Genomic DNA, 22,134 nt, shown 5'->3' on the forward strand with positions numbered 1-22,134 from the left:
TCTTCATACGTTTTATCCCCGCGACTACCCCTTCTTTCTACTTTAATAACTCTTCGCAGATTTTCAAATCCTTGTCTTTCATTTTTCCTCACTTTAAAAACTTCTATTTTTCTGGATATTTTTCGACCATGACTATTATCTTGTTCAAGAAAACAACTTTCTGGCTTTGAGGAATTACTCAGGTCTTGTATTCGCTGATAAAGATTTTTCTGATTTCCTTTAACTGTGATAACATAATCATTTTTAGTCTTGGCTATTAAGCTGATTGTTTTCTTCTGACAGTGTCAAGCATCCCCAGTAAAAACTTTATTTTGGAGAGAGCAATCCTCAATTATAGCTTGACCTTCGTCGATTTCAGACCCTTTTTTGTTTTCGATTCTTTTTAGGTGTAATACCAAGCCACTTTCTTGACTAAACAATGAGACAAACATGATAAAATTTTGTTGTTCATTGTTGGAATTTTTTCGGGTGTTTTTGAGACTTTTTCCATCTATGTCTAGCCAATTTATATCATCTCTTTGTCCATATTCTTGTAATGCCCATTCATTAAACATTTTTAACAAAATCTGCCATTCAACTCCCATCATTACCCTTCTAATTGTTGAAGAGGATGGGACTCTTTCTGGAATTATGTTAAATTCTTTACTCAGCCTGTGCCGATTATTTTTAGCAAACTCTCCTAGTTCTCTATAACCTGAGTATCCTAGCATTGTTCCCAGTATTATTACTACTAATACTATCCATAAAGGGTGTCTTTTTCCTTTATCTTTCCGAAAGTCCTTGACTTGTTTCAGTTTTTCTATTAAGCTCAACATATGTTTCAAAAGTTCGCGTTCACTTCTCATTTTACCTGACAGTGATCGCTTTTACTTTTGATATTCTGATGGGAGAATGAAACGACCCTAGGGGCAGGGGGGGTGTGGGGTTTTATCGATTTTCAGGTGGTGAACTACCTAATTTTCAGGGAAAAAGCACCTGAATTTTCCCCCCGATCCCCGCAATGGCTGGCACTTTTTGAGGGGAAAAAAGTCTAAAACTCCTATCCAACAAGGTTTTTAGATTTATTCAGCAGACCCTATATACATGACTATCATTCTGGCAAATAGATAGAATTCTTGTCCATTAAGAAATGTTACAAATTACATGGGTACATTAAGAAAAGTTAACGGGTGCATCCATTGCTGGATAAGGGTTTTCGGCTCTTGTAATATGTATGGGGGAAGTTCTGTTATACAATTTTGCGCTATCAATTAACAACTACACGAGAGTTTAATGCAATAAAATCAGAAGATTTGTCTATGGTAAACTAGCGCCTAGTGATCCCGTCAAAACCGAAACAGTTTTTGACACCAAACAGTATCATTATCTCTTGTTTCATCTGGTTTGGAGTGACAGCATCACGCGCATTTATGGCTGTATAATTCACGTTGATATTATCAATATACCTCTGGTAAAAATCAAAAATTGTTGTTAGGGTTAGGAGTCAGTAGCCAGTAGTCTCGGAGTCAGGAGAATTAAGAATGAATAATAATTAAATAAATGGTCTATTTACAGATTTTATGCCATTTAATCATTATTTTTGCCGTTTTTGAACCATCAAAAATTAATTATGCAAGAGGTCTAATGATAAAATCTGGGTGCAGCAGGACGGCACGGTAGCAGCGATCGCTGATAAATTGGTAGCGAGGGGAGTTCCCAAACAAGACATCGCTTTAGCTTACCATGGGCTCCATGTGCGACAATATAGCGAGTTTGCCCTTGGCTAAAACCATTAATTGATGACTTTGCCCATACAAGTTTTACCCCAAGACGTAATCGATTTAATTGCCGCAGGAGAGGTAATCGACTCTTTAGGCGCTGTGGTGCGAGAATTAGTCGAAAATGCCATTGATGCGGGGGCAGATAGGATTACCATCGATATATCTCCCCAAAACTGGCGAATACAAGTATCGGATAACGGTAGGGGAATGTCTAGAGAAGATTTGCAACTGTGTAGCTATGCCCACAGTACCAGCAAAATCCGCCAACGGGACGATCTTTGGCAGATTACCAGTCTCGGATTCCGTGGTGAAGCTTTGCACAGTATCGCACAGGTGGCGCGTCTACGGGTTGCCAGTCGCCATGACGATGATTTAGGTTGTTATTGTCTTTACAATCACCAAGGCGAGCCGGATAATTTAGAAACGATTCCTATAGCTATCGGCACTATCGTGACGGTAGAGAATCTCTTTGGTAACTTTCCTGTGCGTCGTCAAGCTTTACCGTCAATTAACAAACAATTAAAGGATATACAGACTTTAATTCATAATTTTGCTCTCTGTCATCCCCAAATTACTTGGCAGGTTTTCCAAGATCATCAAGATTGGTTACGCATTAGTCCGGGTAAGGATGCCAGTCAAATATTACCGCAATTAGTTAAATCTCTGCATTTTAACGATTTAGCATCTCTAAAACTTGACTTAACGACTCCTGACGCAGAATCTGCCCAAATTGAATTAGTCATTGGTTTGCCCGATCGCATTTCTCGTCATCAACCGGATTGGGTTAGAATTGCTGTTAATGGGCGAATGGTGCGCTCATCGGAGTTAGAACAGGCAATATTTGAAGCTTTCGCTCGCACAGTTCCTAAAGATCGCTATCCCGTTTGTTTTCTCCATCTACATCTTAACCCTCGTTCGATCGATTGGAATCGTCACCCAGCCAAAGCAGAAATATACCTGCATAACCTCATTTTTTGGCAAGAACAGATAATTTCAGCCATAGACAAGGCTTTAGGACTAAATCCCGAACATATACCCGAAAAAGCGCAAAATCAGCGCATCAGTCAAATTCTCAAGGCTGCCGAAGAAAAAAGCACCTATACAATAGGGGAGAAATCCCCGAAAAATCGGCTGGAATTAAAGGCAGTGGCCCAAATTCATCAAACTTACATAGTTGCCGAACATCCTAACGGATTATGGTTAGTCGAACAACATATTGCCCATGAGCGGGTTTTGTACGAACGTTTAGAGGATAACTGGGAAATCGTGCCTTTAGATACTCCGATCATCTTAAATCAGCTAACTACTCGACAAATCGAACAATTACAACGTTTAGGATTAGAAGTTGCTAGTTTTGGCGATCGCTCTTGGGCAGTTCGTAGTATTCCTGTTCTACTAAAAGAGCGGGAGGATCGGGCTGATGCTTTACTAGAATTAAGTTTAGGGGGGGATTTACAAACCGCTCAGGTGGCCACCGCTTGCCGGAGTGCGATCCGCAACGGTACAGCTTTAAGTTGGGAAGAAATGCAGAATTTACTCGATGATTGGCAAAATACCCGTAATCCCCGCACCTGTCCCCACGGAAGACCGATTTACTTATCCTTAGAAGAAACCTCGCTCGCTCGCTTCTTCCGTCGTCATTGGGTAATCGGCAAAAGTCACGGCATTTAATCAGTTATCAGTTATCAGTTATCAGTTATCAGTTATCAGTTATCAGTTATCAGATGTTAGTTTTCAGTTCACTGTTCACTGTTCACTGTTCACTGTTCACTGAAAATTGGCAGATATTGCTAGGGAAAAACGGAAAGTGCTGCCTTTACCTAATTGACTTTCTACCTCGATTTGACTTTGGTGTAATTCCACTAAACGACGGGTAATCGCTAAACCAATACCACTACCCCCAGAATAACGGGAACGAGAACGATCGGCCCGCCAAAAGCGCTCGAAAATAAAGGGTAAATCCGCTGCTGCGATGCCAATTCCCGTATCGATAACGGCAATTTGTAGGTGGTTTTTGTCCCTTGTCACTTGCAGGGTAATTGCACCATGATCGGTGTAACGAATGGCATTACCGAGCAGATTCACTAAGATTTGTTCCAGGCGATCGGGATCGGCCATGACAGCTGGTAAATTGGGGGGACAATCTAACTGTAAAGTCGGGCCATCTTCTAATAATTGATCGGCAAATTTTTCGATGAGAGAAGTTAACAAAGGTAATAAATTAACAGGTTGCAGTTTAATCGAGAGATAACCAGATTCCGCTCGCGATAGCTCCTGTAGATCGTGGGTTAAACGTTCTAATCTGCGGGTTTCTTTCACTAATTTCTGATAAAGTTCTGGATTAGGTTCGATCGCACCATCGGCTAATTCTTCTAAATATCCCCGCACCACAGTTAAAGGGGTGCGTAATTCGTGGGTAAGATCACCGATTAATTCCTGGCGCCGTTTTTCCACATCGGCTAAACTAATCGCCATCTGATTAAAACTGATGGCTAATTGATTTAATTCTGGGATTTCGCTTTCTGGAACTCGCGCCGATAAATCCCCTTCAGCAAAATTTTTAGTGATTTGTTTCATTTGTTTTACCGGTTTCATAATGCGTTGAGAAACCAAAAAACTCAGATAACCAGCCGTACTTCCTCCCGCAATGAATGACCAAATGGCACTACTATCCCAAGCTGTCTCAAAACCCCTAACCAAGAAAGTTCTCGCTGATCGCACGGTAAAAAATCCCTGCCTTTCTAACTGTTCCAAACGCAAAACAAACATTCGCGGAGAGGATAATTTAGCAATGATAATAAAGCTACTCAATCCCACCACCATAACGAGGAGATGGGATAAAAATAATCTGGTTCCTAAGCTTAATTTTGGTGGCTGCATATTTGTTAAAAAACTCTATTTGTCGTCAATGTTATTGACAGTGTTTTTCATAAAGATGAAGTATAACAGGATTTGCTATCGACGGCCGACTCCCCACAACGAAAACTTTGTACCTCACCATTAAGATAACTGTCATCTATTCGGCTACAGCATCTTAAATAAACTGACAAGAGAAAAAATCCCCCTAGGTATGTATCTTCAGGGATGGCTAAATAAAGAACTCTATCGGGTTCTTCCTGTGGAAGAATCTCCCGTTAAGCTATGATCTGAGGGGAGAGTAGGTCAAAATTTAACTTTTCCCCCCTCTATGCTAGGGTATCAAGATGCGCTACTCTGTTAGGAGATGATTTGGCTTGAGTTATCTGCCCAAAGTAGCGTCTGTTTTTTTAACCCTTACCCCCAAAAGAGAATCTTTTCTGTATGCTAGAGGCTAATAATCAGGGAGAGAATCAAATATTTCTCTATGAAGTTGTTTTTTCGGGTTCTTCTGGCTCTTGGCCTCAACGCTTCTCCCGGACAGTCCTGCGAGTACCTAAAAGCCGCATGAGTCAAGAAACACAGCGCCTCCTGCGCCAAGGGGCCAAGATTCTCAGTATAAAGCCTCTTGACCAAGAAACTGTCTCGATTAAGCCTAGTTTACCCCCCCAACCCTGGTGGGTAGAGATCACCACCAGTCAGCCGAAATGTCTCTATTATTTCGGTCCTTTTGAGAGTTTTTCGGAAGCTTTATCCCATCAATCCGGTTATATCGAAGACCTACAATCGGAATCTGCTGTGGGAATTAACAGCGAAATTAAACAATGTCAGCCAGAGGTTTTAACTCAAGAAGATTTTTAATTTATGGTATCTAATTATACAGATTTTTAGGAATAGTTAGTTTCCTCTTGTTTTCGTTTAATAATGCCTTTACCCTCACAGAATTTACAGGGGACGGATTCATTCTCCGTCTCTAGATAGATTCTTCCTTTGCCTTGGCAGTGGGGACAGATAATTTGTTCTTCCCACCAATAATTCTCTAAAAAAGCCTCATCGGTAATATAGGTAAAATCTTCAAACATTGGCTTGTCCTCTTATCGTTGAGATAGCTTAATCTGGATTCATCTTTCCACCTGAGAAATTGAAAATCAGTTTTACCCCCATCCTAAAAAAGATCGGGTTCATTCTTCTTGAAACTTAAATTACTTCATATTTATTTATATTTATTAATATATAATGAATGATTGTTTACTATCAATAAAAAAATCCCCTGCCTGTTAGCTGCGCTGAGAAAATGGGCATAATAAGGAATGTAGTCGGCTGTACAGTCTTAACTGGTTCTATTCCATGTCATCAGCAAACGAGAAACCCCAGACCAAGCTGCCTTCCTTTGCCCAAAAGTTAGTGCAATCTGGTTATATCACTATCGGGCAACTACAAAAGGCAATGATCGAAAAGCAGAAAAGTCATCTACCTCTAATCGAAATTTTACCCCTGATTACTGGTCGTCCTTTACCCAAAGAGGTACTGGCATACTACCGACTCGAACAACTGTCAAAATTAAAAGCCAAGTATGGGGTAGAATATCTTGACCCTGAAAGTGAGACGATCGACTGGACAGAAATCGAGAATCTGTTTCGTCAAGTCCTCCCCTTGGAGATTTGCCGTCGTTATCAGATCCTGCCCCTACAAAAACAGGAATCCCCTCCCCATGTCCTTCACCTAGCCATGGTAGATCCCGCTAATCAGGAAATTCTCGATGATTTACGTCGTATCCTCCAGGATCAAGAATTGCAGTTTGAACGTCGTGTCATTGATCGGGCAGATTATCAGAAATTGGTCGAAATCTATCATTCTCGCCAAGAAGAAGCCCTATCTGGCCATTGTCTTCCCCAAGAACAAGATCTAGAGGCCATCGTTGACACAAGGGACATTTTTGAAGATGCCCAATCTCTCCCCCATCTCAACCCCGAGATTACCTGGGATGTTTTCGGGAGAATCGAGGCGATCGAGCAGCTATTACAGGCTCTCAATCGTGAATTACAGTCACTAAAGCGGGAAATTAACCTAAATTCGCCCAAAGCTTCCCCTGAGAGCGCAAGTCCGACTATTCTCGACCAGGAGTTGCCTGATTTGACTAATCCAGTCCTTCCCCCGCGAGACCGGTCATCGGACAAAGAAATGATCGTTGCCGATGATCCTGTTTATGAGGAGTTAACCGACCCCGGTGATTGGGAACAGTTAAAACAAGAAATAGACCCGAATCAAGGATCGATCGTCTCCTCGGATTTAGACGATCCTTTCTCTCTCGAAGTCAATACCTCTTTTCCTTCCGTCCCCGATCCTTGGTCCTAGTCGGGTAAAATGCTGGGAAAACAGAATTAAAATTTAACCTGGGCAATATTTGAGGACTAAAAAGTAATGACCACAGAATTAGAAAGCAAAAAAGTTACTCCTACTCGCTGTTTAGTTGGCGCGGCAATTTCGTCCGCATTGGGGACAATTCTCTATTATCTCACGGCAGCGATCGGTCATTCTTTTTACTCAAAACCGATGGTTGCTCACAGTCCGATCGCCTTGAGAATTGGCAGCGCTGTCCGCACTTTAGTTTTTGGTTTAGCTTCTCTAGGAACCTTTATTTTTGCTTTTGTCACCATTGGTTTAATTCTTTTGGCTATCCAATTACTACTTAAACGCCCTCAACAAACATAAATTATGAATTATGAATTGGAAGTGGGGAAGTGGGGAGCTTTTCAGTGATCAGTTTACTGATAACTGATAACTGATCACTGATAACTGATAACTGATAACTGATTAACGGACCTTTTGAGCCATAAAATCTTCGATGAGTTGTTCTAAAACGGCCGAGGAGGCGCGGGTAATCAGAAAACATCTAAACTCTTGGCCTTGACTGAGATATTGGGAATAGGCCGGCTGTAAAAAAGGTTTATAGCCGGGGTTTTTGCGGATATACACCTCAAAAAAGGCCAAAGATAGGGAATGGGCGTAACTATCGATTAGATAGGGTGCTGGCAGGGTAAGATCGGCTATGGATTCGATCGCTTCGTTAATTCCCGCATCTAGTACCGAAAAGTCAACGTGAGCTTGACCTTCAATCAGAGCTAAATATTTATTTTCGGTATTGAGCAGGGGAAAAGAGCGCACCTGTTCAAAAATGGCGGGGGTAGCGGGATCGTAGGTTCCTGCCGCTACAAAAGTGGGAATTTCGATCTTAGCTAGTCCTTTAGCCCCGAAAATACTCCAATTAAACGGATTAACCGCAAAAATCGCTTTGATTCTCGGATCGCGAAAATTGTATTCTTCCCGGGGTAAATCCAAAGCACGACACTGCAGCAAGAGGGAGACATTGAGAAAAGCTAATCTTCTTTGGCAGTCCCGTTGTAAATTCTCGAAATCGATCGTCGCCCCACCCACGGCTAAGGCCGTATAACCGCCGAAGGAATGTCCACCAACTCCCACATTATCTACATCTAATTGCCCCTGAAATTCCCCCGCATTGCGTCTTTGCAATTCATCGATCACAAAAGATATGTCCAATGGACGATTGACAAATTCGTTGGTATAAAAAACCGTCCGCGATAAACCAGCGAGCAGATTCTGCACCTGTAGGGTATCGCTGCCGGGGTGTTGGGGTATGGCGACGAGATAACCGTAACTAGCCCAATGTTCCGCTTGTCGGACAAAATCTTCAGGACGAGAAGCTAAACCGTGGGAAAAGACGATAACGGGGGTTTTCTGGGTTAATTGCCCCTTGGGTTTGACAATAATTAGATAAAGTTCCCTCTGACGACGGCTATCGGTTAAATCCAGCCGCATCTGTTCCACTTGTTGCGGTCCCGGTTGTCGGGGGTCGGTCATGGCGGTAAAATTAATTTCACCAGCCTTTTTAGCTTCTTCTAAGGATAATTGCGCCACCTTTTCCGTGAATACTGTGGTGGCTTTCAGGACGACATCGATCGCCCTAGCTAATCTTTGCACTCTTGTCACATCAATCTGCATATTAGTGGGCAGATTACGCAGCAGGTTAAGAATAGTTACCCCTCCCGGTTCAAAAGCTGATTTAATTAGGGCAGAACGCAGAGCGAATTTACCATTAATACCCCCTTGAATGGTGATCAGTTCCCCTAAAAGGTTGAGGATATCTTCCCCCATTGTGGTGTTAAAAAAGCGCGAGATCAGGACGGGATTAATTTCTTTACTTGTAGTTAAAGCTTGGCGAAATTCTCTTTGTTGTTCGGGGGTGGTATTACCTAAATATTGTCTTAGATTAGCGTCAATTCTGCCAGTTTTAGCAAACTTTTCTAGGGAACTAATTTCTAGGGTCCGACTAAAGGGCGCTAAGATAAAAGTGATTCTTTCGGCCGAGAGGACAGGGAAGCTAGTCAGTATTGTTCCTAAGCAACCAAGAGCGATCAATCGACCAATTTTAGCTAATTGCAACAAGTTTTTCGCCTCCTTTTTTTCCTGCGTTCCTATTCCCTCTGGATTATAACAGTAACCTGGCAGTTTTTAACGGTTTTCCTGCTTGATTATCAACAAAAATTATCAATTTACCGCATTCGATAATCTTGGACTAGAATAACGGGTAACAAGTCTCGATAATTCCCATCTTGCTGATTTCAAGCTACTGAATAAGCTAAGACGCATCTTAACCGCCTATCCTTAGATTAGCCCACCCCCCCAACCCCCCCGATGTCGGTAGGGCAGGGGGGGTGGGGGGTTGGAGGGGTCTTGCCTCTTGCATGAGTGCCTCGTCTCAACAAGCAATTTAAATGCTTGACAGCTTACCTGTGGTAGTCAATAATAACCGCTCACCGTTCATGATTTAAGGGTAAAAATGCCAAAGTTGCCACTACTTTCACCCCAAATTCTTCCTCAAAAACAGGTTTTTTATAGTCTAAACTCCACAATTCTAAAGCACAATCATCTTCAGCATTATTGGGAAAAAGATGCAGATGTAGGGTTCTATATTCGGGATCGTACTTACATTCAATCTTTTTAATTGCTCCTATTTGTCGCCGATCTAAAGCCACAGCCAAGCGCAGTATAGCACTTAAATGTCTGACCATATACTGATAGTATTCCGTTAATTTCATAAAATCATCGTGTCTTTTCTTCGGCTTACTTTTGCGGTGATAACGAGCGATATTAGCGATAACTTCTAACTCTATTTCCGTATAGCCCAACAGTTCACCATTGCGAATTAAATAATAGGAATGTTTATGATGGGCAGCATGACTAACATATAAACCACTATTATGTAAAATTGCCGCCGCCCATAATAAATCTTTAGCCTCCTGATTCCAAGAATGTAATTGTGCTTGGGTTTGCTCGAACAAAGACAGGGAAAATGTCGCTATTCTTTCGGCCGATTCTAAATTAACTTGATACTTTTTCGCTATTTTCAAAACACTGCGCTGACGGATTTCACTCTGATAAAGTAACCGATTATCAATTAAACCGTGGGTCAGCATCCAATCGACGATTACCCCTTCTCGCAGGGCCCTTTCACAGAGAACTAACTTATCAACATCTAACATGGTCATCGCTTCCAAAAGCACGATCGAACCGGCTAGAATTATCTCGGCCCGTTTATCGGACATCCCCAGAATTGCCAGTCTTTGGTGATAGTCCAAAGTGGCGAAACGTTTGACTAATTCTTTAACATCTTTGCGGGTTAATTGATAACCATTTAAAGGATTGGGAATTAACCCCAATTTCTCGAAAGCATGGATAGTCATCAAAGTTTCGATCGTGCCAGAAGTTCCCACTAAACGCGGCACTTCTCCCAGCTGTAAATGATGTTGAATTTCCTCCACAGCCCGCTCTAACATTCCCCGGGTGTATGCTCTTAAATAAGCTAATTCTGTGGGACTAATGGGATCGGTGGTAATGAAATCTTGGCTCAAACGCACCGCGCCGATTTTGGTACTACCAAGAAAGCGAATTTCTTGACTATCAGCTAAGATTAATTCCGTGGAACCGCCACCAATATCGATAATAATATGGGCTTGATTTTGGAAATCCATCCCTGAGACGACACCGAGATAAATCCGGCGCGCTTCCTCCTGTCCAGAGATGAGATTTACAGAAATACCGACTTCTTTCTCGATTAAAGCCAAAAATTCGTCACCGTTGGCCGCTTCCCGGGTGGCGCTGGTGGCTACGGCGATAATCTGGTCCGCATGGAGACTAATAGCCAGATCGTGACAGCGTTTTAAAGCGGCGATCGCTCTTTCCATGGCCGCTAGGGTTAATTTACCAGTTTTTCTATCTCGATCGCCCAGACGGACTGTATCCTTTTCTCTGGCAATAATCGTAAAAGCGGGTAAAGACGGTTCAATTGCCACTACTACCATGTGAACCGAATTCGTGCCAATATCGATCGCCGCTAGGATTTGGACATCGGGGACTTTTGCCGGGGGCGCTAGTTCCCGATTGGGTGTAACTTGATTAGAAATATTCACCATCGCTTATCAGTGATCAGTTACCAGTCGGGGGATAGGGGTTAGGACTGGTCTTATTATCCCTCTAATTGCCCGCCTCGGCCTCGCAATTTTAGCTTGATCTAGCATTGATCTTAATAATGAGGTAGGAAGCTTTCCTTTTGGGGAGTCCTTCGTCGGTCGTCAATACCCGATCCAGTTATACTTAATCTTTATGAGAAACGTTCTAATTAAGAAAAATAAACTGTAGCGACATATACTGTTTTCCCATGTTCTAATGGGGATAGATAGGGGAAAAAAATCATGTCGAAATCACTCTTTACCGATGCCAGCAGTCGCCTAGAACGCGCCCTTAAGTATGTCTCCATTTCCGATGATGCGATCGAGCGGTTAAAATATCCCAAAGCTAGTCTCAGCGTCTCCATACCCGTCCGTATGGACAACGGCACTTTAAGAATCTTCCAAGGCTACCGCGTCCGCTACGATGACACCCGCGGTCCTGGAAAAGGAGGTGTGCGCTATCATCCCAACGTCAGCATTGATGAAGTACAGTCCCTAGCCTTTTGGATGACCTTTAAGTGCGCCCTGCTGGATTTGCCCTTTGGTGGGGCTAAGGGCGGCATTACCCTCAATCCGAAAGAATTGTCAAAAGCCGAGTTAGAACGCCTTAGCCGGGGCTATATCGAGGGTATAGCCGACTTTATTGGTCCCGATGTCGATATTCTTGCCCCCGATGTTTATACCAACGAGATGATCATGGGTTGGATGATGGACCAGTACAGCATTATTCAGCGTAAAATTAGTCCGGCGGTGGTGACGGGGAAACCTTTAACCATGGGAGGCAGTCGCGGCCGCGATACGGCCACAGGAACGGGGGCTTTTCATGTTATTCATTCTCTTTTGCCGAAATTAGACAAAAAACCCGCTAATACTACCGTAGCCGTCCAGGGATTCGGTAACGCTGGGGCTGTAGTGGCAGATCTCTTAGCCAAAGCCGGTTATCAAGTGGTGGCGGTAAGTGATTCCCAGGGCGGCATTTATCGGGAAAAAGGCCTAGATATTGCCAGCATTCGTCAGTATAAACAGGAACATCGCGGGATTACTGCTATTTACTGTCAGGATACCGTGTGTAATATCGTGGAACACGAGGCGATTAGTAATGAAGAATTATTAGCCCTAGATGTGGATATTTTGATTCCAGCTGCCCTAGAAAACCAAATTACCGCCGAAAATGCCGATCGCGTGCGGGCAAAATACATCTTTGAAGTGGCCAATGGTCCCACTACCTCGGCAGCTGATCGCATTTTAGAAGCAAAAGGGATTCTCGTTTTCCCCGATATTCTGGTGAATGCGGGTGGGGTAACGGTGAGTTATTTTGAATGGGTGCAAAATCGCAGCGGTCTTTATTGGCAATTAACCGAGATAAACGAGCGCTTAAAAGAAAGAATGGTGACAGAAGCCGAAAAAGTCTGGTCTTTCGCCCAAGAATTCGATATATCTCTGCGTACCGCCGCCTACGCCCATGCCATTGCCCGTCTCGGTGAAGCCCTAGATGCGAAGGGAACCCGCGATTATTACGTCAATGGTAAGAGTTATTCCTGAAGTCGATTCGGGAATCACTCTCCCGAAAAACTCCCTTTTGTGACAGGAAAAACACGGGATTACCAATATCAAAACTGCGGTGATCTGGTACAAACCAGTATCAATTGCACCCGTTAGTTTGGGTCTAGGTTTTAAAAATCCCCCCAAAAAAGATTCATATTTGAAATCGGCAACGCCATCTATTCTCCGTAGGATTCAGCAGTAATTTTACCCCGAAAAACGATGTAATTATAAACTGTATAAGCTAGTAAAATTGGGATTAAAAAACCCACAAAAGTCAGCATAAACACCAAAGAACTAGGGGCGGCCGCCGCTTGATAAATTGTCACGGACGGGGGAATAATATCGGGAAAAATCAACAATCCCAAACCGATAAAAGAGAGCATAAACAGCAATACTGTCCAGACCATCGGGGTGTTTTCTTCCTTTAGTTGCAAACTCCGCAGTAATAAACCCAGTAAGACCACAGCTAAAATCGGGATGAGGATAAAGATGTAAATTAGTCGAGGGTCAAATAAACGCTGACGGATATGGTCAGAAAGCAGCGGCGTACTGATGGTGATAAAGACAGCACCGATAAAAGTGGTAATAGCGGCAATTTTTGCCGTTTTATAGTGAACTTCCTGTAAATTACCCGTAGTTTTCAGAATTAGGTAAGTGGAACCCACTAAAACATAAGCTTGGATTAAAGTTAAAGAAACTAGAATCGATCGCCATGTTAACCAATCAAAGGGACCGCCGGCAAAATGACCCAATTCATCCACTTTAATGCCCTCAAAAACCGCACCGAGGGCGAATCCTTGCCCCAAAGCGGCCAAAAAACTGCCGAGTCCGAAGGCATAATTCCAGAACAACTTGCGACGAGAATGTTCACGAAACTCGAAGGAAACAGCCCGAAATAACAGCCCCACCACCATAATCACTGCTGGCAGGTATAAAGCGTTTAAAATTGTCCCGTAAGCTAGGGGAAACGCCCCAAACAGGGAACCTCCCATCAAAACAATCCAAGTTTCGTTAGCATCCCAAACATTGCCCAAACTGGTCATTAAAATACTGCGACGCTTCTCGGAGGAGGAAGTCAGGGAAAGAATTCCCACCCCCAAGTCAAAACCATCGAGGAGGACGTAGAGAAACAGGAATAAACCCAGAATAAAAAACCAAATTTGCGGCAAAAAATACTGTAACGGTTCCATAGTTCCTCCTATTGTTGCGCTTCTAGGGAACGGGGATTCGCTTCCTGTGAGGTCACTTTTTCCTCTTGAGTCCCCGGCAGTGGTAAGTTAAGATTGGGTCCCTGACGGATAATAAGACTGCCGAAATAGAGAGCAGAAACCAAGAAAACGACATAAATCGCCGTAATTCCGATTAAAGAGGTTAAAATCTCGCCTGCGGGCAGTTTAGAAGCAGCATCCACCGTCCGGATTTGATTGTAAACTGTCCAGGGTTGACGACCGACACAACGGACAATCCAACCGGTTTCAACCGCAAGATAACCCAGAGGGGCCGCAAAAACCCAAGCGCGTAGTAACCATTTTTGACTGTCGATTTTTTCGTTAGATAATTGACCGCGCAGCCATTGCCCGACAGTTACAGCCATTAAAGACGCAAGAAAAAGACCGATAGCGACCATAATCCGGAAGGAATAATAGATTAGCCCCACCATGTGCGGTCTGTCTTCGTATTTCCACGTTTTTAAGCCGAGAACAGGTTCCGATAACTTGGGTTTTAATTCCAAAAGATAACCCAAAGCATTAGGAATCTTCACTTCCCAGCTATTTGTCTCCGCTTTATCCTTGGGTAAAGCAACCAAACTCCAACCGGCAGTTTCTCCCGCAGGAATGGTTTCCCATTGCGCTTCCATGGCGGCTAATTTAGCCGGTTGATAGTGATACACTTGTTCGGCACTAAGATGACCGACAAAAATTTGCAAGGGGGCGATAACAATCGCTAGAGTAAGAACAATTTTGAGAGAACGACTAAAAAAGCTAATGTGACGTTTATTGAGCAAATACCAAGCACTAATCCCACCAATGACGAAAAGAGAAGTTTCCAGAGTAGCGAAAAACATATGCAGGAAACTATTAACCATGAAGGGATTGAGAATCGCTTGTAGGTAATCCTGAACGATAAATTTACCATCCACGAAGATGCCACCGGCGGGGGTTTGCAGCCAAGAATTAGCGGTTAAAATCCAGAAAGTGGAAAGATTAGCCCCAAAAGCGACGAGAATTGTCGCTAGGAAGTGAATTAACGGGGGAACTCGTCCCCAACCAAACAGCATAATTCCCAGAAAACTAGCCTCTAGCATAAAGGCCATGGTTCCCTCGAAACCGAGGATAGTTCCGAAAAAGTCCCCCACTGCTTCCGAAAAAGGCGCCCAATTCATACCAAACTGAAAAGCCATCGGTAAACCAGAAGCAACTCCAATGCCGAAATTGAGAATGTAGAGTTTTGACCAGAAGCGAGCGTGATGATAGTAGTCCGGATTGCGGGTTTTTAGCCATAATCCTTCGACAATGACTAGATAAATGCCCATACCAGTGGTTAACACCGGCCAAAGCATATGAAAAATAGCGGTGATGGCGAATTGTATCCGCGACAAAGCGACGGGATTGGCAAGTAAATCCATGATTATAATCTTTAAACGATCGTGAAGATAAGTAGGTGGGTGGAATTAAATATAAGATGAACGTAGGTTGGGCTTCGGCCGTGAGCTTTTGCCGAACGGTTGAAGCATGAAACCCAACGCCCGCATGGGTTACGCTACCGCTAACCCATCCTACAAATAATTGTGCCTCCCTACTTATGATAAGCACCTATAATACTTAGCCAGTAATGCCCTGAAAAGGCAAGGGTAAATAGGGATTATATAGATTGTTTTTAGATTTATGCGATCGCTTTGGTGTTAGTCAATGACTTAGTTAGTACACTTGTATTATATTGGGAGGAAAACTCAGAAAAATTGCTAGAATATTAGCCTGATTAATTAATTTTCCCCTCGATCGAGTATGACTTTCTCCTCAGCCGCAGACTTTCAAGATGAATTTGATGTCATCGTCGTCGGGGCGGGCCATTCCGGCTGTGAAGCGGCCCTAGCTTGCGCCCGTCTCGGTTGTCGTACCCTTCTCCTCACCCTTAATCTCGATAAAATCGCTTGGCAACCTTGTAACCCCGCCGTCGGTGGTCCGGCTAAATCCCAATTAACCCACGAAGTGGACGCTTTAGGCGGCGAAATTGGCAAAATGGCCGACCGCACCTATCTGCAAAAACGGGTTCTTAATGCCTCTCGCGGGCCGGCAGTCTGGGCCCTACGCGCCCAAACCGATAAACGGGAATACGCGGCGGTGATGAAAGGTATCGTCGAAACCCAAGCCAATCTGGTTATTCGGGAAGGCATGGCCACAGACCTGATTTTAGGGGCAAATGAGCAAGTTTTAGGGGTAGAAACCTATTTCGGCACTTGTTTCGCCGCTAAAGCCGTCATTTTAACCACTGGCACTTTTTTAGGCGGCAAAATCTGGATTGGCGGCAAATCCATGGCCGCTGGACGGGCGGGCGAATTTGCGGCGGTGGGTTTAACAGAAACCCTAAATCGTCTCGGATTCGAGACTGGTCGCCTAAAAACTGGCACTCCTGCCCGTGTGGATAAGCGTTCGGTGGATTACTCGCGCATGGAACCGCAACCGCCCGATGACGAGGTGCGTTGGTTTAGTTTTGATCCGGAGGTGTGGATCGAACGAGAACAAATGAACTGTCATCTCACCCGCACCACGGCGGCAACTCATCAATTAATCAGAGATAATTTACATTTATCCCCCATTTATGGCGGTTTTATTGACTCCAAAGGACCGCGTTATTGCCCCAGTATTGAGGATAAAATCGTCCGTTTTGCCGATAAAGAAAGTCATCAAATTTTTATCGAACCGGAAGGGCGCGATATTCCCGAACTTTATATCCAAGGCTTTTCAACCGGACTGCCGGAAAATGTTCAATTAGCAATGCTGCGGACTTTACCCGGTTTAGAAAACTGTGTGATGTTGCGTGCTGCCTATGCAGTGGAATACGATTATTTACCGGCAACTCAGTGTTATCCAACCCTGATGACGAAGAAGATTGAGGGGTTATTTTGTGCGGGACAAATTAATGGGACAACTGGTTATGAAGAAGCGGCAGCCCAAGGACTGGTGGCGGGGATTAATGCGGCGCGGTTTGCTTTAGGAAAAGAGTTAATTGTTTTTTCCCGGGAGGAAAGTTATCTAGGAACTTTGGTCGATGATTTGTGTACTAAGGATCTGCGGGAACCCTATCGAATGTTAACCAGTCGTTCCGAATATCGCTTAGTATTGCGATCGGATAATGCCGATCAAAGATTAACACCTTTAGGGCGAGAAATTGGTTTAATTGATGACCGGCGTTGGCAATTATTCCAAACTAAACAAGCTAATATTATCGCTGAAAAAGAACGCCTACACGAAACGAGAATCAAAGAACGGGATCAGGTGGCAATTACCATCGTTAAGGATACGGAACAAAAAATCAAAGGTTCTCTCTCTTTAGCTGATTTACTGCGTCGTCCTAGCTTTCATTATCTGGATCTCGATCGCTATGGTTTAGGTAATCCCGATTTAAATTTAGCCGAAAGAGAAGGGGTAGAAATTGAGATTAAATATTCTGGTTATTTGAAGCGACAACAAAATCAAATCGACCAAATTAGTCGCCACAGTAACCGTCATTTATCCCCCGATATTGACTACATGAAAATCGAAACTTTGTCAATGGAATCGCGGGAAAAATTAACAAAAATTAAACCCGCCACCATCGGCCAAGCCTCGCGAATTGGCGGAGTCAATCCCGCCGATATTAACGCTTTATTAGTGTATTTAGAAATGCGGCAGATGTCGGCAGTTAAAAGTTAGGAAATAATCTTGATTATCAGCGATCAAGATGGGTGCATCTCCTTGACTTTCTCCCATTGATTATTATCAAGATTCTGGCGACATAGTTGTAAAAGCTGAGGCTGGCAATTTCTTTTATTGTGGTGGCCAGAGCCATTCTCGTCAACCTAAAAAGATTTAATTGTGTTCAAAGACTCGGTAACGTGAGCTTTAAAATCTAACATAGAATCAAAAATATGTCTGACGATTCCCTCTTTATCAATGATATAGGTAACTCGTCCAGGGAGAACGAATAAGGTAGAGGGAACACCGAATAATTTCCGGACTCGGTTATCGGTATCACTTAAAAGGGTGAAGGGAAGATTATATTTTTGGGCAAATTGTTGATGAGATTGGGGACTATCGCCACTAATACCAATAACTTCCGCACCCGCATCGGTAAACACTTCGTAACTATCGCGGAAAGCGCAGGATTCTGCGGTACAACCCGGAGTATCATCTTTGGGATAGAAATAAATTACCAGGGATTTTTTACCGATTAAATCGCCGATATTAACCGTTGCCCCTGTTTGGGAAGGGAGAGAAAAATTGGGAACTCGATCGCCTACTTTTATAGCTGCCATAAGATTAATTAATTGATAGATAATCGTGGATAGGGTGGTACTTTACATTCTAACCTTTTTTGGCCTTTTGTTTAGCCCGTTTAGCGGCAGCTTTGGCCGCTTTTTCTGCTTCAATGCGTTTTTGTTCGGCTTTTTGTTTTTCTTCGTCTAGTTTTTCTAGATAATAGTGATAATCTCCCGCATAGACAATTAATTCACCATCCCGAATCTCGACAATTTTGTTAGCTACCTGGGAGATAAAATAACGATCATGGGAAACAATTAAAACCGTGCCTTCATAAACTTTTAAAGCCGATTCTAACATTTCCTTGGCGGGAATATCGAGGTGATTAGTGGGTTCATCGAGAATTAATAAGTTAGCGGGAGCAAGTAACATTTTAGCTAAAGCAAGACGCGCTTTTTCGCCACCACTCAAGGATTCGACTTTTTTTAATACCGTTTCCCCACTGAATAAAAATCGCCCTAAAAGACTACGAACTTCCACATCTTTCCAATCGGGAACTTCATCATGAATGGTATCTAAAACGGTTTTAGTTAGGTCTAAAGCTTCCGCTTGGTTCTGCTCAAAATAACTAGGAATAACGTTATGTTTACCGATTTCGATCGAGCCTTCTGTGGGAGTTTCTAAGCCAACAATTAAACGTAAAAGCGTCGATTTTCCCGCACCATTGGGTCCTAAAAACGCCACTCGATCGCCCCTTTCTATTTCCAGATTTGCTCCCAAAAAGAGAATTTTATCATCGTAGATGTGAACAAGATTTTTAATAGTTACCACTTCTCGACCACTACGCACTGCTGGAGGAAACTGGAATTTTAAGGTACGCACATCGGCGATTGGTGCTTCAATTTTTTCCACCTTTTCTAGTTGTTTTTCCCGGCTTTTTGCTTGGGTGCTACGGGTGGCACTGGCCCGGAACCGATCGACGAAAGCTTGCTGTTTTTCTAGTTCTTTTTGTTGACGTTCGTAGGCACTTAACTGAGCGGATTGTTGTTCGTATTTTTGCTCTAGATAGGCAGAATAATTACCTAAATAAGTGGTAGAAACTCCCCTTTCAGTTTCGACAATTTTGGTACAGAGACGATCGAGAAATTCCCGGTCGTGGGAAACTATGACCATGGGAGTGGTTAAATCCTTGAGGAATTTTTCTAACCATTCAATGGTTTCTAAGTCTAAATGGTTAGTCGGTTCATCGAGGAGTAAAATATCGGGAGTTTGTAGGAGAATTTTGCCTAAACTCATCCGCATTTGCCAACCACCACTAAAGGAACTTACTAAGCGATCTCCGTCATCAATAGTAAAGCCCATTTCCGGTAAAATTTTCTCGATGCGTGCTTCTAATCCGTAACCATCTAACCCTTCAAATTGTCTTTGTAGGCGATCCAATTGATGAATTAAGCGATCTAATTCTTCGGGATCAGCTTTTTCCATGTGCTGGGGAATTTCTATTAGTTGATGGTGGACTTGATTCGCTTCTTGAAACACCGTCCAAAATTCCTCCCGTACCGTCCGACGGGGATCCACTTCAAATTCTTGGGTAAGATAGCCGATATGGAGACTGGTAGGACGGATGATCTCCCCAGCCGTAGGTTCCACTTGCCCCATAATAATCTTTAGTTGGGTGGATTTTCCCGCCCCATTGACTCCCACCAAGCCGATGCGATCGCCAGTTTTTACTTCCCAAGTGACATCTTTTAACACTTCTCCCGTCGGGTAAATCTTACTAATTCTCTCTAGTCGTAGCATCGCTGATTTTTCTCCAGTCCTAGGCAGGTGAGGCAGTCCGCCTTTATTGTAACATTTAGTTAAGCTTTATCTCGTCCCTGTCAAGTTTTCGGGGCAATATCTCGAAGCAATCAGGAGGAGAAATCGGAACTCCGCCATCTAAAATATAGTAAAACACTCCGAAAAACCATGACTTATTCTGGGGAAATGGGTAAATTCAACTAAAAACCCAAAACCCTAAAACCCCAACACCCCGCAATCCCTTGATGTTGTTTATGTTAAAAGAGAACGCTTTTGTGGGGTAGAGCCTGAAACATTTATTGAGAAACATTAAAGATTAATTACTATGACCAACTCTTAGGGTTAGAGAAAGGTAAACTTGAGACTCTTAAGTAAAATTTATTGAATCAAAATCAGTTGTAATTAATTTAAATGAAATAGCCCTACCCCACTCCCCACTGATTACTGATCAGTGTTTACCGCTCACTGAAAAATCACCCTTCTCTTGTCTCTTAATCAAATTCTGCTTTTAAATCCCGACGCATTAATTCATCGACAGCAACTTGGGGAGAAATTTCCCCGCGCAAAAGACGATCAACTTGGCAGGTAATCGGTACATATAAATTTTTTGGGGGGGCAATTCTCATTAAAACTTCTGTGGTGTTTATTCCCTCGGCAGTTCCCTCTAACTTAGCTAAAATCTCAGGCAAAGATAAACCTAAAGCTAATTGATAACCCACTTGATAATTGCGAGATAAAGGACTATTACAGGTGGCTAATAAATCCCCTAAACCAGATAAACCAAAGAAAGTTTCTTGACAACCTCCTAGACAAGTTCCCACCCGAACTATTTCCGGTAAAGCGCGAGTTAACAGGGCAGATTTGGCATTAGTACCCAACTGTAAACCATCACAAACCCCAGAAGCGATCGCCATGACATTTTTGAGAGTGCCACCTAACTCAGTCCCCAAGGGATCGCTATTAAGATAAACCCGAAAAGATTCCCCAGATAATAATTTTTGTAACAATATTGCTGCTTTTTGAGTATAACTTGCTACCACCGTCGCCGCAGGTAAACCTTGATTAATTTCTTTAGCTAAATTGGGACCAGAAAGAACCACAAGAGAATTATCAGGAAAGGCTTGATTCCACAGGTGAAAAGGGGTACGAGTGGTGATTGGGTCTAAACCTTTAGTAGCGGTGACGATAACTATGCGAGAATTTAATTGTAATTGCTGTAATTTTTCGATTGTTGGGGCAACTCCTTTAATCGAAACTGCTGAAATAATTACCTCAGTATCTGCTATAACAGTCCCTAAATCTTCCCCGCTATGACGCGACCAAACCCGAACGGCTAAGTGATTACGTCTAGCCAAATTAGCGAGAGTTTGCCCCCAAATTCCCCCACCTATAACCGTAATTTTCTTGGCATTTTCTAACAACTTTTATTCTCCTCCTTATTAGTGATCCGTTATCAGTTACCAGTTATTATTCCCTGATAACAGCAAAAAGATGATCGTTGCTCAATCAAGCTATGAATACCAACCGTGCATCCTATCCAAAAGTTAGTTTGGGTCTAGGTTTTAAAAATCCCATCAAAGAAGATTCATATCTTAAATTAGCAACGCCTGTCTTACTAGAATCTTGTCATACGTCTGATGCTTCGCCGTTTAACCGATAACCAGCGACGGAGACCCAAGATGGCTCCGATTGCCGCTTAATGTTCATTTACGAATAGTCTCTCAGGGCAGGGAGGATGTCAACAGGGCAATCGCTTTCATAAGTAGGGCTTATCTCTATGATAATGAGAAATAGGGTTAAAATTCCTTAAAACCCCTTTACATAACTATAAAAAGACGATAGTATTAACTCATGTCAAACAAAGAACCTTGACAATTAAATACATACAGAAATTATCCAACCAATGACCACCACTCTACAACAGCGCGAGAGCGCTTCCCTGTGGGAGCAGTTCTGCCAGTGGATCACCAGCACCAACAACCGTCTTTATGTCGGCTGGTTCGGTGTGATCATGATCCCCACCCTGCTCACCGCCACCACCTGCTTCATCATCGCCTTTATCGCCGCTCCTCCTGTAGATATCGACGGTATTCGCGAGCCTGTAGCCGGTTCTCTACTCTACGGAAACAACATCATCTCTGGTGCTGTTGTTCCTTCTTCTAACGCGATTGGACTCCACTTCTACCC

Annotated in this window: 17 protein-coding genes and 3 pseudogenes; 10 read left to right on the forward strand and 10 right to left on the reverse strand. The window is 43.2% G+C overall.

Annotated elements, in window-relative coordinates:
- Positions 1-815: pseudogene (locus H6F92_RS23255) on the reverse strand (ISAs1 family transposase); the annotation flags it as partial.
- Positions 816-1,282: 467 nt separating this feature from the next.
- Between H6F92_RS23255 and H6F92_RS27140 the strand changes: the two are divergent.
- The 3 genes from H6F92_RS27140 to mutL all read left to right on the forward strand — a co-directional run bounded on the left by H6F92_RS27140 (position 1,283) and on the right by mutL (position 3,431).
- Positions 1,283-1,474 carry an element excision factor XisI family protein gene (locus H6F92_RS27140; RefSeq protein WP_190359685.1) on the forward strand — a complete coding sequence of 64 codons (192 nt, stop codon included), beginning with the start codon at positions 1,283-1,285 and terminating at the stop codon, positions 1,472-1,474.
- A 163-nt stretch (positions 1,475-1,637) separates the two neighbouring features.
- Positions 1,638-1,766, forward strand: coding sequence for an element excision factor XisI family protein (locus H6F92_RS26330; RefSeq protein WP_265795814.1), 129 nt, complete (start codon positions 1,638-1,640; stop codon positions 1,764-1,766).
- Between the two features lie 12 nt (positions 1,767-1,778).
- Entirely contained in the window at positions 1,779-3,431 is a 1,653-nt protein-coding gene (gene mutL, locus H6F92_RS23270) for a DNA mismatch repair endonuclease MutL (protein WP_190359672.1), read from the forward strand.
- A 96-nt stretch (positions 3,432-3,527) separates the two neighbouring features.
- Here mutL and H6F92_RS23275 read toward each other — a convergent pair whose 3' ends face one another.
- The gene (locus H6F92_RS23275; RefSeq protein WP_190359673.1) at positions 3,528-4,640 is read right to left on the reverse strand and encodes a sensor histidine kinase; all 1,113 of its coding nucleotides are present in this window, start codon (positions 4,638-4,640) and stop codon (positions 3,528-3,530) included.
- Between the two features lie 420 nt (positions 4,641-5,060).
- On the opposite strand from H6F92_RS23275, the gene H6F92_RS23280 reads away from it, so the two are divergent.
- A complete protein-coding gene (locus H6F92_RS23280; RefSeq protein ID WP_190359674.1) occupies positions 5,061-5,477 on the forward strand; it encodes a DUF1816 domain-containing protein in 417 nt (138 codons plus the stop codon).
- Positions 5,478-5,503: 26 nt separating this feature from the next.
- On the opposite strand, the gene H6F92_RS23285 is transcribed toward H6F92_RS23280, so the two are convergent.
- The gene (locus H6F92_RS23285) at positions 5,504-5,698 is read right to left on the reverse strand and encodes a hypothetical protein (protein WP_190359675.1); all 195 of its coding nucleotides are present in this window, start codon (positions 5,696-5,698) and stop codon (positions 5,504-5,506) included.
- Positions 5,699-5,963: 265 nt separating this feature from the next.
- Here H6F92_RS23285 and H6F92_RS23290 point away from each other — a divergent pair, with 265 nt between their 5' ends.
- Together H6F92_RS23290 and H6F92_RS23295 are read left to right on the forward strand one after the other, a co-directional pair.
- Positions 5,964-6,971, forward strand: coding sequence for a GspE/PulE/PilB domain-containing protein (locus tag H6F92_RS23290; RefSeq protein WP_190359676.1), 1,008 nt, complete (start codon positions 5,964-5,966; stop codon positions 6,969-6,971).
- A gap of 66 nt (positions 6,972-7,037) precedes the next feature.
- On the forward strand, positions 7,038-7,328 hold the full coding sequence (locus H6F92_RS23295) for a DUF3082 domain-containing protein (protein ID WP_190359677.1): 291 nt from the start codon (positions 7,038-7,040) through the stop codon (positions 7,326-7,328).
- 102 nt (positions 7,329-7,430) lie between these two features.
- Here H6F92_RS23295 and H6F92_RS23300 read toward each other — a convergent pair whose 3' ends face one another.
- Both H6F92_RS23300 and H6F92_RS23305 read right to left on the reverse strand, forming a co-directional pair.
- Positions 7,431-9,080: an alpha/beta hydrolase gene (locus H6F92_RS23300; RefSeq protein ID WP_190359678.1), complete on the reverse strand. Its 1,650-nt coding sequence runs from the start codon at positions 9,078-9,080 to the stop codon at positions 7,431-7,433.
- Between the two features lie 368 nt (positions 9,081-9,448).
- Complete coding sequence (locus tag H6F92_RS23305; RefSeq protein ID WP_190359679.1) at positions 9,449-11,107, reverse strand: Ppx/GppA phosphatase family protein; 1,659 nt, start codon at positions 11,105-11,107, stop codon at positions 9,449-9,451.
- A 279-nt stretch (positions 11,108-11,386) separates the two neighbouring features.
- On the opposite strand from H6F92_RS23305, the gene H6F92_RS23310 reads away from it, so the two are divergent.
- Both H6F92_RS23310 and H6F92_RS26875 read left to right on the forward strand, forming a co-directional pair.
- A complete protein-coding gene (locus tag H6F92_RS23310; RefSeq protein ID WP_190359680.1) occupies positions 11,387-12,685 on the forward strand; it encodes a Glu/Leu/Phe/Val family dehydrogenase in 1,299 nt (432 codons plus the stop codon).
- Position 12,686: 1 nt separating this feature from the next.
- Positions 12,687-12,788 (forward strand): annotated as a pseudogene (locus tag H6F92_RS26875) (phosphoribosyltransferase); the annotation flags it as partial.
- A 76-nt stretch (positions 12,789-12,864) separates the two neighbouring features.
- Here H6F92_RS26875 and cydB read toward each other — a convergent pair.
- Together cydB and H6F92_RS23320 are read right to left on the reverse strand one after the other, a co-directional pair.
- Positions 12,865-13,878, reverse strand: a complete 1,014-nt coding sequence (cydB, locus tag H6F92_RS23315) for a cytochrome d ubiquinol oxidase subunit II (protein WP_002753098.1) — start codon at positions 13,876-13,878, stop codon at positions 12,865-12,867.
- Between the two features lie 8 nt (positions 13,879-13,886).
- Positions 13,887-15,314, reverse strand: a complete 1,428-nt coding sequence (locus H6F92_RS23320) for a cytochrome ubiquinol oxidase subunit I (RefSeq protein ID WP_190359681.1) — start codon at positions 15,312-15,314, stop codon at positions 13,887-13,889.
- 379 nt (positions 15,315-15,693) lie between these two features.
- Here H6F92_RS23320 and mnmG point away from each other — a divergent pair, with 379 nt between their 5' ends.
- Positions 15,694-17,601 carry a tRNA uridine-5-carboxymethylaminomethyl(34) synthesis enzyme MnmG gene (gene mnmG, locus H6F92_RS23325; protein WP_190359682.1) on the forward strand — a complete coding sequence of 636 codons (1,908 nt, stop codon included), beginning with the start codon at positions 15,694-15,696 and terminating at the stop codon, positions 17,599-17,601.
- A gap of 146 nt (positions 17,602-17,747) precedes the next feature.
- Here mnmG and H6F92_RS23330 read toward each other — a convergent pair whose 3' ends face one another.
- The 3 genes from H6F92_RS23330 to H6F92_RS23340 form a co-directional block, all read right to left on the reverse strand.
- Positions 17,748-18,203 carry a peroxiredoxin gene (locus H6F92_RS23330; protein ID WP_045356034.1) on the reverse strand — a complete coding sequence of 152 codons (456 nt, stop codon included), beginning with the start codon at positions 18,201-18,203 and terminating at the stop codon, positions 17,748-17,750.
- A 49-nt stretch (positions 18,204-18,252) separates the two neighbouring features.
- A complete protein-coding gene (locus H6F92_RS23335; protein WP_190359683.1) occupies positions 18,253-19,947 on the reverse strand; it encodes an ABC-F family ATP-binding cassette domain-containing protein in 1,695 nt (564 codons plus the stop codon).
- A 491-nt stretch (positions 19,948-20,438) separates the two neighbouring features.
- Complete coding sequence (locus tag H6F92_RS23340; RefSeq protein WP_190359684.1) at positions 20,439-21,368, reverse strand: NAD(P)H-dependent glycerol-3-phosphate dehydrogenase; 930 nt, start codon at positions 21,366-21,368, stop codon at positions 20,439-20,441.
- 482 nt (positions 21,369-21,850) lie between these two features.
- Between H6F92_RS23340 and H6F92_RS23345 the strand changes: the two are divergent.
- Positions 21,851-22,134, forward strand: a pseudogene (locus tag H6F92_RS23345) (photosystem II q(b) protein); the annotation flags it as partial.

The sequence above is a fragment of the Microcystis wesenbergii FACHB-1317 genome, from assembly GCF_014696875.1.
Taxonomy (GTDB): Bacteria; Cyanobacteriota; Cyanobacteriia; order Cyanobacteriales; family Microcystaceae; genus Microcystis; species Microcystis wesenbergii_A.